Annotated in this window: 13 protein-coding genes and 1 other RNA gene; 6 read left to right on the top strand and 8 right to left on the bottom strand. The window is 27.1% G+C overall.

What is annotated here, in order from left to right:
- Positions 1 to 17 precede the first annotated feature (17 nt).
- From IC174_RS01250 to IC174_RS01240, 3 genes are read right to left on the bottom strand one after another with little or no spacing between them, the layout of a single operon-like run.
- Positions 18 to 761 carry a hypothetical protein gene (locus tag IC174_RS01250; protein ID WP_227481923.1) on the bottom strand — a complete coding sequence of 248 codons (744 nt, stop codon included), beginning with the start codon at positions 759 to 761 and terminating at the stop codon, positions 18 to 20.
- Between the two features lie 21 nt (positions 762 to 782).
- Positions 783 to 1097 carry a hypothetical protein gene (locus tag IC174_RS01245; RefSeq protein ID WP_003433761.1) on the bottom strand — a complete coding sequence of 105 codons (315 nt, stop codon included), beginning with the start codon at positions 1095 to 1097 and terminating at the stop codon, positions 783 to 785.
- A gap of 3 nt (positions 1098 to 1100) precedes the next feature.
- Positions 1101 to 1301, bottom strand: a complete 201-nt coding sequence (locus tag IC174_RS01240; protein ID WP_009891540.1) for a helix-turn-helix transcriptional regulator — start codon at positions 1299 to 1301, stop codon at positions 1101 to 1103.
- 137 nt (positions 1302 to 1438) lie between these two features.
- Between IC174_RS01240 and IC174_RS01235 the strand changes: the two genes are divergently transcribed.
- The 5 genes from IC174_RS01235 to IC174_RS01215 all read left to right on the top strand — a co-directional run bounded on the left by IC174_RS01235 (position 1439) and on the right by IC174_RS01215 (position 6312).
- On the top strand, positions 1439 to 2212 hold the full coding sequence (locus tag IC174_RS01235) for a helix-turn-helix domain-containing protein (RefSeq protein WP_225532654.1): 774 nt from the start codon (positions 1439 to 1441) through the stop codon (positions 2210 to 2212).
- Positions 2213 to 2462: 250 nt separating this feature from the next.
- Positions 2463 to 2954, top strand: a complete 492-nt coding sequence (locus IC174_RS01230) for a helix-turn-helix domain-containing protein (protein WP_009891546.1) — start codon at positions 2463 to 2465, stop codon at positions 2952 to 2954.
- 91 nt (positions 2955 to 3045) lie between these two features.
- Complete coding sequence (locus IC174_RS01225) at positions 3046 to 3798, top strand: Fic family protein (protein WP_227481922.1); 753 nt, start codon at positions 3046 to 3048, stop codon at positions 3796 to 3798.
- Positions 3788 to 4954, top strand: a complete 1167-nt coding sequence (locus IC174_RS01220) for a site-specific integrase (RefSeq protein ID WP_227481921.1) — start codon at positions 3788 to 3790, stop codon at positions 4952 to 4954. Before IC174_RS01225 ends, IC174_RS01220 begins: the two co-directional genes overlap by 11 nt.
- Before the next feature lie 98 nt (positions 4955 to 5052).
- Complete coding sequence (locus tag IC174_RS01215) at positions 5053 to 6312, top strand: HNH endonuclease (RefSeq protein WP_227481920.1); 1260 nt, start codon at positions 5053 to 5055, stop codon at positions 6310 to 6312.
- A 677-nt stretch (positions 6313 to 6989) separates the two neighbouring features.
- On the opposite strand, the gene ssrA is transcribed toward IC174_RS01215, so the two are convergent.
- Positions 6990 to 7339: a transfer-messenger RNA gene (ssrA, locus tag IC174_RS01205) on the bottom strand.
- A 157-nt stretch (positions 7340 to 7496) separates the two neighbouring features.
- Positions 7497 to 7952 (bottom strand): SsrA-binding protein SmpB, encoded by a 456-nt coding sequence (gene smpB / locus IC174_RS01200; RefSeq protein WP_054275121.1) that lies wholly within the window; start codon positions 7950 to 7952, stop codon positions 7497 to 7499.
- A 558-nt stretch (positions 7953 to 8510) separates the two neighbouring features.
- Here smpB and IC174_RS01195 point away from each other — a divergent pair.
- A complete protein-coding gene (locus IC174_RS01195) occupies positions 8511 to 9338 on the top strand; it encodes an AIM24 family protein (RefSeq protein ID WP_227481919.1) in 828 nt (275 codons plus the stop codon).
- 416 nt (positions 9339 to 9754) lie between these two features.
- Here IC174_RS01195 and IC174_RS01190 read toward each other — a convergent pair whose 3' ends face one another.
- The 3 genes from IC174_RS01190 to IC174_RS01180 are packed head-to-tail and all read right to left on the bottom strand — an operon-like array spanning position 9755 to position 12487.
- A complete protein-coding gene (locus IC174_RS01190; protein ID WP_227481918.1) occupies positions 9755 to 10399 on the bottom strand; it encodes an ABC transporter permease in 645 nt (214 codons plus the stop codon).
- Entirely contained in the window at positions 10329 to 11618 is a 1290-nt protein-coding gene (locus IC174_RS01185; protein ID WP_227481917.1) for an ABC transporter permease, read from the bottom strand. Before IC174_RS01185 ends, IC174_RS01190 begins: the two co-directional genes overlap by 71 nt.
- Positions 11615 to 12487, bottom strand: a complete 873-nt coding sequence (locus IC174_RS01180; RefSeq protein WP_227433788.1) for an ABC transporter ATP-binding protein — start codon at positions 12485 to 12487, stop codon at positions 11615 to 11617. The genes IC174_RS01185 and IC174_RS01180 overlap by 4 nt, the downstream gene beginning before the upstream one ends.
- Positions 12488 to 12545: the final 58 nt, after the last annotated feature.

Below are 12545 nucleotides of genomic sequence, written 5' to 3'. Positions count from 1 at the left end.
TTTATAATATAACCTCCCTACCACTTTAATTGTGAGTCATCTGGATTATATACCTTTTCATCTTTATTTAGGTCAGTTTCCTTGCTATGATAATTTCCTTCTAGTATCTTAGTAAAATTACTTGAATTCATTATCCAATCAAAGTTTGCTTTCCATCCTGTATTATTGTTTCCATTCAGAAAACTTGTTTTACTAACTATATTTATAACCTCTAATACAGTTTCTTTATCATATTCTCTTATTATTGAATTTATTCTCCTCTTTCTTGTGTCTGTTAGTTTCTTTACCTTTGAAAGTTCAATACAAGTTGAGTTAAATTTGCTTATAATTTCACTATATATAATATTATTCTCATTCTTTATATTCTTGATTGTTGTTGATTGATTGTTAATCGTCTGTTGATTAGGTTGTTGATTTTCTGTGTTATCTTGGTAAAGCTCCCAGTTTTCAATAGTTATGACTATATATTTGTTTGTTGTTTCGTATGTTAGAAAACCAGCATTTTTAAAAAACAACAAACAACTTCTAACCATTTGATAACTAACTCCTTTACCACATCTTTCAGCTATTTTGCTATATGAAGAAATAAATTGTCCAGACTTTATTTTTATCTTTTTATTATCTATAAAAACATGATTTTCTTTATGACTAGCCATAAGTAATAGAGTTATTAATATTACTTTTCTTTCTGGTTTAATATCTTTCCAAATTGATTTATCCAACAACTCCCTGTAAAGCTTTATCCACCCTTTATTGCTCAATTGCAAACACCTACTTTAAGACTATAACTTGATACCATTTGCATTTTCAATAAACCAATCATCCAATTTGTTTTTTATTATGTATACTCGATTATTTATCCATATACAAGGGAAACCTTTATTTTTAGAGTGACATAACTGCCTAAATTTTGATTCTCCTATAGGATAAAGCTTAGATGCTTCTTTACATGTTATAAGTTCAGCTTTATTTCTTTTCGCATTTTCAATAATTTTATATCCTTGCTTTTTTTCTTGTGCTTCTTCTTCATTCTTTACAATAATGTTTAAAGTAGCTTGTAATGTCTTTAAAACTTCTAAATTATTATTCTCTTTCATATTTTACTCCTCCTTACTAAAAAATAATTCTTCTACTGTTGTATCTAAAGCTCTAGATAGTTTAATCATCAAATCATTGCTTGGATTATTAGCCTTACCTGTTTCCAAGTTTGACAAATAATATCTTGATATACCAACTCTATCTGCCAGTTCTTGTTGCTTTAAACCTTTTTTAATCCTAAATATTTTTAAATTGATTCCCATACTTTTTCCTCCTTTTTTCTAGTTTACATTCGTAAACTTTACATTTTAATTATAATGTCGACATATGTGTGCTGTCAATGAGAATATATTATTTTTCTGTTCTCATTTGTGTACTTTTGGGATATACTTTATACGAGGTGATAATATTGCAAATTGGAAAAAACTTAAAAAAGATAAGAAAACAAAAAGAACTAACACAGATTCAACTTGCTGAAATTAGTGGCATCTCAAGAAATGCTCTAATAAATTATGAAAATGATAAAAGAATACCTAGTATAGATACCTTATCAAAACTCGCTAAAGCTTTGAAAATTGAAAAGACTATCTTTTATTTTGATATTGAAAATGAAGTAATGACTAATGAAGATGTTTTATACTTTTTACAGTCTTTATTCCCAGAAGAATACTATTCTTTTGATGAATTTTTAAATGCTATTTCAAATCTTATGGAAGATGATGATATTAGGATTACCTCAAGTTTATTGCTAGGTGCTTGGTCTGATAAAGACCAATATTATAAACTTGGTGAAAAATTAGAACTAAATGAAAATCAAGTTTATAATTGGATACTTTCAGATTGTGTATCTAATACTGAATTAGATTTTTCATTACATCCTGATGATATAAAAGAAATTATTAAAAATGATGTTCTTATAAAACAATCAATTGATGAATTATTAGATATTGGTCTATCAGAAGAAAATATAGAAGCAATCTATGATTACTTTAGTGAGGCAACAGATAATGGGAGTAACATTCGACTAAAAAAGTTAATATCTCAAAAAGAAAATATGACTATTAAAAATAATGATTACTTTAAATTATTACAAGAAAATAATGAATTAAAGGAAAAAAATAAAAAGCTTGAAAATACACTTAAAGAAATAAAAAAACTACTAACTAAAATATAAAATAATATCAATACTATCTAAAGCAATGATAAAAAACTACAAATGGAGTTACAATTATTAATAAAGCATATATGCTAAAATACACATATAAATACCCTACTAATTTATTTTATGGAGATAAAAAATATACTCTAACATACATTAAAAGAATTATGAGTAAGTTAGTATATGATATAGATAATCTAGAAAATAACTCCTTTATATGTGTAAAAGTACAATCATTGTTTGATGATATATTTAAGGTGGAATTATGATAAATAATACAATCGGAGAAAAGATTAAACAATATAGGAAATCGATAAATATGTCAAGGAATGAGCTAGCCAACAAGATTGGTTGTTCAGTTCATGCTATAGCTAAATATGAGCAAAATCAAAGAATACCTAGTCTAGATATGATAAGAAAAATATCTACTGCTTTATCAATTGCCATAAATAAACTCATTGTTGAAGAAAATGATTTAGATACTTTAACAAATAATAATATTAATTTAAAAGTATTTGATAAAGAGTTGGATTTAGTAGTTCACATATTAGAAAATTATGGTTATGATATAAAAACAGACTATAAAAAAAAGTTTGAAATTACAGATAATGCAGATACAATAAAACCAATTAGCTTAAGCTTCTCTGACTTCAAAGACTTCTCCAAAAATCTAAATTGGGTGATAAATGGTCTTGTTGAAAATTTTATACAAGAAAACTCTAATGGTCTTATTGAAGATGAGGATGAAGAATATTAGTATTGCACATTTTCAAAATATGGGTTTACCTATTAACTTTTATACATTCATAGTTAATAAATAAAAATTAGATATGAAAGGAGCTAAAATCATGAATAAATCATATATACCAAAATACACACATAAATTCCCTACGAATCTACCTCATGGAGATAAAAAGTATACTTTAACATACATTAGAAGAATGATAAGTGAATTTGTATATGATATGGGTAACCTAGAAAATAACCCCTTCACATTCCCAGAAGTACAAACATTACTTGATGGTATAACAGTAGGTGGACATAAATTAAGTGACCAAAATCAAATACTAAATATAAAATCATCATGGGATTATATAATAAAATTAAGTAACAAAGAAAACTTATCTTTAAATAAAGATACAATTTGCTCTATACATAAAATAGTTGCAAAAGATGAAGCTCTAATTGTTGGAGATTTTAGAAACGGTAACATAGGTATAGCTGGTACTACTCAATATGAGTGCATAGAAGCCACTCTATTAAATAATTTATTTATAAGTGACATAAGTATCATAAATAAAATAACTAACCCCTTAGAAAAGGCTATAATAATAAATTTATGGTTGTCCTATTGTCAATTCTTCTATGATGGTAACAAAAGAACTGCTCGACTTACCTCAAACCTAATACTTATAAGTAATGATATAGGAGTTCTATCAATACCAGCCAAACATAAACAAGAATACAACACATTAATGCTAAACTTCTATGAAACACTAGAAGCTGATGAAGTTATAAAATTCTTATTAGAGAAATGTATTACATTTTTTGATGGATATAACTATAAATCATATAAGGAGCTGTTTACAAATGGCAACTAAAAGAGCTAATGGTGAAGGCTCTATCGGAAAATATAAAGATGGTTGGCGTTCTCGTATAATGATTGGTTATAATGAAGATGGTAAACCACTAAGAAAAGAATTTTATGGTAAAACTCAAAAGGAAGTTAAAGATAAACTAGATGCTTATAAAAAACAATATTATTTAAGCTCTGATATTTCAGATGATAAAATAACTTTAGAACATTGGTTTTACAATTGGTTGTTTGAATATAGAATAAAAGATTTAAAACCCAAGTCATTTGAAAGATATGAAAGCATCTATCGTAATTATATTAAAGATACTGATTTAGGTAATGTTAAGTTAAAGGACTTAAGAGTATCTCACATACAAAAATATTACAATAGATTGCTTGATTCCAATAAAAGTATACCTACTATAAGGCAAATAAACACTAAACTTAAAACCTGCTTATCAGAAGCTGAAAAACAATGTCTTATACAACGTAATTATTGCACTATGGTAAATATACCAGTTGAGAAAAAAGAAAATAAGCTTGAAATATTGACTCTTGAACAACAAAAGAGTTTTATAAAAGCTATAGAGGGTCATAAATTAGAGGTATTATTTTTACTTGCTCTTGGTACTGGACTTAGATTAGGAGAATTATTAGGACTTAAATGGTTTGATATTGATTTTAAGAGTTCTAATTTAACAGTTAAAAGAACTCTTCAAAGAACATATCTTATAGATAAAAATGGAAATAGAGAGCTTAAAGTATTAGAACAAGAGCCAAAGACATCAAATTCTTACAGAACTGTGCCTATTCCAAAGGATGTCTTAAACAAATTGAAAGAACATAAAGTAAATCAAAATACAGATATATTAAAGGCTGGAGAATTATATAGAAATGATAATTATGTATTTTGCAATGAATTAGGCATCCCTATAGATGATAAAAGACCTTTAAGGAATTTAAAGTCTATATTAAATAGCTTAAATATAGAGCCTATAAAGTTTCATGGTCTTAGAAAAACTTATGCAACTAGACTTTTTGAGAATGATGTTCCTCCTAAAACTGTACAAGTTTTAATGGGTCATTATGATATATCAATAACTTTAAATATATATACTCAAGTTATGGAAGATAAGAAAGTTGAAGCTGTAGAAAAGTTGGATAAAATATTTTCATTGTAAAAATCAAATACATAAAAATATTATGATTTCATATAGTTAATTACAAAATCAAAATAAGGATACAAATTAATTTAATATTAATAAATGAGGTGATAAAATTGATTGAATGCATTCCTTATCCAGGATATAGAGACCGTGATGGTTATGGTCAAATTAATTCAAATAAAGAAGGTACTTTAAGAGCTGCAAGAATAGTACTAGAAGAGAGGCTACAAAGGCCAATTAGAAATGGATACCAGGCACATCATACTTGTTACAATCGATGTTGTGTTAATCCAAATCATATAGAAGAACGTAAAGTATCTGAAAATATTCTTGATAAATATTTCAATGATAGACCAGAAATTGATGAGATAGTTTTAACTAAAGAATCAGTATATTTAACAAAATATTTATTAAATAATATGAATAACTCTGAATTTAATTATTCAATAGAAGAAATAGCTAAATTTTTATCTATCCCATTAGAGCTATTACTCTATATTAAAAAAGGTAGTGTATGGAATTATATTTATTTAACTAATGCAGAAAAAGTAGAGGCATTACATAAACTTGAAATTTTTTTCCCTAATGAAGTCTGTATTGAAGCAAATTGGGGAAGTGAAAAATACTGTCCTGTAGTCCATAAAAATAACAAACAAATAAAAGCAAGTAGGTACTCTTATGACACTTATACTAATAATTCAAGTAGTGGCAAATATATTCTACACAATTGTGATAATCCATTATGCATTAGAGCAAGTCACTTAAGAACTGGCGACCAAAAAGATAATATGAATGATAAAGTTCAACGTAGAAGAACTAACCGAGATTATCATTTGTATAATCAAGAAATCATAAAAAAGATTGTACAACTAAGAGATATGGAAAATTACTCATTTAGTAAAATTGGTAGGAAAATTGCTATTTTGGTGAAAAGAGATAAACCTTATGACCATAAAACAATAATAAGTATTTATAAAAATTACAAACATACTCGTCGAGAAGAACTTAAAGAAAAACCTCCTACACAAAGAGAGTTACTAAATAAACATATAGATACTCTCATTGACCTTAAACATAATTATAATTATTCATTAAGACAAATATCACATAAATTAGGTTCTAATTTAATAGGAAAACCATTTGATTTAAACGTGATTGGGAAAGTATATAAAGAACATATATCAAAACAAAATTTAATACCTCCAAAAAGTTCTATAAAATTACTAGAAGAAAATATTACTGAAATATTATCTATGTTAGATTGTAACATTAGTCTTAGAGAAATAGCTAATATATTAACTAAAAAATTGAATCCTAACAAACCTTTTTATCATAATCAAATTACTAAAGTTGTAAATAAATATAAAAAATAACATTTTAACCACTATTTTTAGAAAAGACTTGTGAAATAGTGGTTTAATTAAACATATCTACAGTTCTTTTAATTTTATAAAAATAAATATTAAATAATTAAATTGATTTTATATCAATTCTAAAAAACAACTATCTACATACACCTTTTACCTCTTCTCTTAAATCATTCTGCTCTATTAATCATCTGCATTTTTATACTAATCACATAAAACCTCTTATCAAAATTTAAAGAACCTCTTTAGAATATAGAATTAGGAGTTTTCTCGATATAATAATGACTATGATATACAATTATCATAACACTTCCTTTTTATTTAAGTAGTTCTATCAAATCTTCTACTATGTAACTTTTACTTTAAAATGTAATGATTCATAACAAGGTATTATATAATTATCTGAAATATCAGTATTATGTTTAAGTATTTTATAAACTTCTTATGAGTTCATATTTTAAGGTTTCTAATAAATCACTTATAAAATATATACTAAATTTCTATCCACTCTAATGTGATGATAAGTAAAGTTTTTCATATAATTAAATGCACCCCAATATACCCTCAAAAAAACCTCTTTTTCTGTGGTTGGGGTACGGTTGGTGGATTTTATCACCAAAATAAAAAATACTAGTCAATAAAGACTAGTATTTCCAAGTATTTCATCATTCTTTTTTCAAAATTGGTGGAGACGAGGGGAGTCGAACCCCTGTCCGCAAATCTTTTCCTCGCTGCATCTACATGTGTAGCCAACTTTACTAATATCTCACCTTACATAACGCCAAGTGGCAGGCTCTATGCTTAGCCAGTCCCAATTAATCTACCCTAAGTCGAGACACCCTCAAAGTAGTTCCCTGCATAATGACGTCCAGTCTTAGCCGGCAGGAGGGCTAAGAGGGACGAGCAGCAACTAGGCTGCTATCGCGAAATTATCGTCTGCGTTTATTTTAAAGTTCCCCAGTTTTTACGTGACCCAGAGTAACACGACACGCAGCCTCAAGTTCCAAACCCACGTCGAAACCTTTACGCCCCCTTGAGTAGTTTATAGTCCATTAGACTCTTCGCAAACTTTATCACCATTCTTATTAAATTTTTAATGTATATATAATATAATACTTTTAAGAATAAAAATCAATGTTATGTTCTAGATAATAAAGAATTTTATTCTAAAAAATACAATTTTAACTAGTTTAATATTTCCCTGTCATTTCTCTTTCTATACGTCTTTGGGCATCTTTCTTAGCCATATCTTGACGCTTGTCATATAACTTCTTACCTTTTGCTAAAGCAATCTCTACTTTAACTTTACCATTTTTTAAATATAAACTAAGTGGTATAAGTGAATACCCCTTTATAGTAGTTGCTCCAATAAGTTTTCTTATCTCATGCTTGTGAAGCAATAACTTTCTCACTCTTAGAGGGTCAACATTAAATATATTTCCTTGCTCATATGGACTTATATGAACTTGTTTTAAAAATACTTCACTGTTATCTACAGATGCAAATCCATCACTTAGGTTGACTTTACCCTGTCTTATTGATTTTACTTCTGTTCCTTTTAATTCAATTCCACACTCATAGGTTTCCTCTATAAAATATTCATGTCTTGCTCTTTTGTTTGTTGCCAATATTTTTTTACCAGCCATATAAATCTCACCTTCTTTGCTAGAAATTTCTTTAATATATACTAAAAATTTACTAATTATTTTATATCTATAAATCTTTTGACTACCCTGTATGATAACATATTCAAGTACTTTAGTCAATATGACAACTCATACATTAAACTAATTAAGCAATATATATTAAATAATATAACAACATATTGTAAGAAATTGCATCTACTCTATTTAATGCAAAGTCAAAATAAATTACTAAAAATAATCTATCAAACTCAAAACAAAAATTTTAATACTCCAATACCTATTTTTCACTTTTCACTTTTCACTTTTCACTTTTCACTTTTCACTTTTCACTTTTAAATAATTTTAACACTCTCACAAAATATAATACCCACAAATTATAAATACTACTCAAAATACATACTCAAACAATATACTTCAATTATAAATATTCTTAAAATTTCTTAATATCTATGTAAAACTTTGATGATAAAGTAGCTAATTTTTCAAAAAAAATGTAATATATAGTTATATCTTATAATATTTTAGAGATAAATTTTAATATAGTAGGGAGAAATTTGTATGGATTTAAGCAAAAAAGTAAAAATTTTAGAAAATACATCAGATGGTAGAAGTGAATTTGAAATATTAGAATTTGAAAAACTTGAAGGTGCTTCTAGCCCAATGATGGCAATGGGATTATATTTTGCTAGAGAAGCTGGCTTGAAGGCTAGACAAATTAAGATAAAATTAAATAATTCATCAATAAAAACAGAAGCTGGTGCACTGTACTATTATAAAGGAAAGATATCTTCTGAAACTAAAATTGGTGGTGTTGGAGGTCTTTTCAAAAAAGGAATATCAGGAGCACTTACTAATGAGTCAATGATGAAACCTACATATAAGGGTACTGGCGAAGTTTACTTAGAGCCTTCTTTTAGACATTATTTATTTATGAGCCTTGATAATGATTCTATAATCGTCGATAAAGGTCTATTCTATTGTTGCTCTGACACTATAGAAGTAAAGGCATTTACGCAAAAGAACTTCTCTTCTGCTTTACTTGGCGGTGAAGGTTTCTTCCAAATAGAGTTAAGTGGTACTGGTGTAGTTGTTCTAGAATGTGTTGTGCCTCAAAGTGAAATTGTAGAATATGAATTGAGCAATGGAGAAGAATTAAAAGTAGATGGTAACTTTGCAATAGCCAGAACATCTGGAGTTAATTTTTCTGTTACAAAGTCAGATAAATCTTTAATTGGTTCTGCTTTAAATGGTGAAGGTTTCTTAAATACATTTACTGGAAATGGTACAGTTTGGTTAGCTCCTACTCAAGTAATGTACGAAAAACTAAGCTTTGGAGCCATGCCTACTAATGATAATATGAATAATAAGGTTTCTAGGCAAAAATAGAAATTTTATGAAAATTTTATAAAACCATTCATGTAAAGTTAATATAAAATATACTTTTGACATCTTTAGATAAAATTTAGTAAATAGATATATTTTATAATATAAAGACATCAGTGTAAATATAAAAAAGCTGTAGGTAAATTTGTTTCTACACAAATCTACTTACAGCCTCAAATCTACTAATAGCCTCTTTTATAAATATAAATTCATATTTAAAAATATATTCTTTTTATCTGATGCTCTAATTCAAATCTTATCTGCGTTAAATCATTCAATTATCAATAAATCCAATTAAATAAAATTATTGATAGCATATATTATAAATCTAATAACTTTTATTATAGTTCTGATTATTAACCTAAAAATGCCTATTATTACTCTATTTGATTTACCTACAATAAACAATTTTAATCTAACTAACCAATCTTTCTCTTTATTGGCTTTATCAAAAGAGATACAACTATAAGCACAATACTTCCACATATCAACCAATACTTTTCATCAAAGCTACCTCGACTCATAGACATTATAAAGAAATTTCCAACATACTTATCTTTAGTCATCATATTTAAAATTAAATATCCTATAGATACCATATATCCTATAATAGTATTGTTAAATAAATTAGAAAATAACATACCTAAACTTCCTATAAACATAGCTGATGCAAAACTCCCCACAATATATTTAAATATAGGAAAATTGCCTCCAAGATGTTTTAACATCAGTACAAATCCAGCAATTAACACAAGTATACTTATAATTGACATTATTATTCTTATTAATTGTATAACTACTTGAGATACTGATTTTGATGATACTATCTCATCAATTTCCTTTGATTGTTCTAAGTAAAATATAGGAACTATCATTATTATTCCTACTATTATAACATAGTTTTCAAGACATATAGCTGCTGAAACACTATCTAAATTTGCTACCCCTTGTATAAATGGAATCAAACATAACATACCAATTGAACATATTAGATTAATTAGAGTGCTTAATTTGAAGTTTTCTTTTATTAAAACTAAATAATTTTGAAAACTTTGAACCAACATTAAGATTCCCCCTTCTTTTTTGTTCATATAAAAATGTAGTTATCAAGACAATTATTAATGCTCCCAATCCTATTAAAAGTCTATTACTCATAATAGTATTAAAGTTTTCTGCTATAATAGTTCCATTTAGTACATTATTATGTCTTATCATTAGTCCCATTGATGGATAATCTCCTTCAAGACCTATAGAGTTTATACTGTAAAACCACCAAATTAATTGAACAATAATTGCTACTGGTGTGTCTGTTAAAACAGTCAGACTCACTCCTACAGCTGTAACTATCATAAGAGTTGGCAATAACCACCACAGTGTATATTTTATAAATGCTAAATTATCAACAGAAATTCCTTCATCTTTAGCAAATGAAATTAAAGGAAGTAATTCTTTTATACCTAAAATTAAAACTGGCAACATCATCATAAATACAAGAGCAAAATATCTTGATAAAATTATTTTAGATGTTGATGCTTGTTTTGAATAGACAATTTCGCTCATTCTTGAACGTCTATCTTTCATTGACATAAAAACTGCTACAAATACTGGAAATATACTTAAAATTATACCAATATAGTCACAAAAAATTCTTGCATAACCATTAGTTACTTTATCTTTTTGTATTGTATAGTTATAATTTTGCATAGCTTCTTCATAAGTAATTGGAACTATACCAAATCTTTGTAATTTATCAATGGCATACGCAGACCCACCACCTAAAATTTCATCTATGCTTTGCATTATTTCTTCAAATCTTTCAAATGATAATTTAGAAGAATTTATTTCTATATTTTCTCCACTTTCCCAAATTGAGTTTACTTTGTCAATACTGTTACCAGTTATCTCCTCAATATACTTCTCTATAGTTTGGGTCTTACTTTCATTTAATTTTATATGCTTAATAATTCCCATTGGATATGTTGTATATGAATTTTCTTGATATTCTCTAATTAAACTTATAGTTGCACTTGGAATTACTTTATCAGACTTCAAAGATTCTTTTTGACCATATGGATATTGATTGTGTTTTAAGTAGTATTCATCAATGTTTTCTACTCTTTGAGGAGCAACTAATGGATTCCCTTCATTAGGAATATTTTTGCTTACATCTTCTGAAACTGAGCTTCCAAGTTGTGAAATATAGAAAACTACTAATACTACAATAAAAACATAATAGACTGTACTTTTTAATATGTTTTTACACTCTTTTATAAATAGATTCATATCTTATTTCCTCCCATCATAAGCATATAGCCATCTTCGATAGTTGGATTACATTCTACTGCTGTTTCAAAAGGTTTTTCTTCTGATATGATTCTAAGTGTAGCTTTTCCACCTTGAGTCAACATACCTATAACTACAAATCTATTTTTTATATTTTCTATGTCCTTTTTATCTACTTCAACACTATATACTTTTCCATAAGCAAGTTTTGTTAATGCCTCAGTTGTTCCATTATATATAACTTTTCCATTATCTAATATAGCTATATTTTCACAGGTTGCTTCTATGTCTCCTACAATATGTGTTGATAATATAACTATTCTATCATTGGCAATCTCACATAATAAATTTCTAAATCGTATACGCTCTTCTGGGTCAAGTCCTGCCGTTGGTTCATCTACGATTAAAACTTTAGGATTGTGAATCAGCGCTTGGGCAATTCCAAGTCTTCTATTCATACCTCCAGACAAAGATTTTACTTTTACTCTTTGATGATTAGTTAAATTTACTTTACTTAATAACTTATTGATAATTTTTCTTCTTTTTCCTGATGGTATATTTGATAAAACAGCTAGATAATCCATTGCTTCATACACTGTCATATTTGGATACATTGAAAAATCTTGAGGAAGGTAACCAACCATATCTCTAATTTCTTTCGTTTTTTCTATAGGAATTCCACACATATCTATTGAGCCATCAGTTTTTGACAATAAAGTAGCTAGAATTCGCATAAATGTTGTTTTTCCTGCTCCATTTCTTCCCAAAAGCCCAAACATTCCACTATCAATTTCAATGTTTACATTTTCAAGAGCCAATTTTGAACCAAACCTCTTACTGAGATTAGACACTGATATTTTCATTTCCATATATAAGTACACCCCCATAAATCATTTTATAGTATTTTATTTTTATTAATTTTTTATT

The sequence above is a fragment of the Clostridioides sp. ES-S-0001-03 genome (genome assembly GCF_020676075.1).
GTDB lineage: Bacteria > Bacillota > Clostridia > Peptostreptococcales > Peptostreptococcaceae > Clostridioides.
This window is presented reverse-complemented; position numbering and strand designations above follow the sequence as displayed.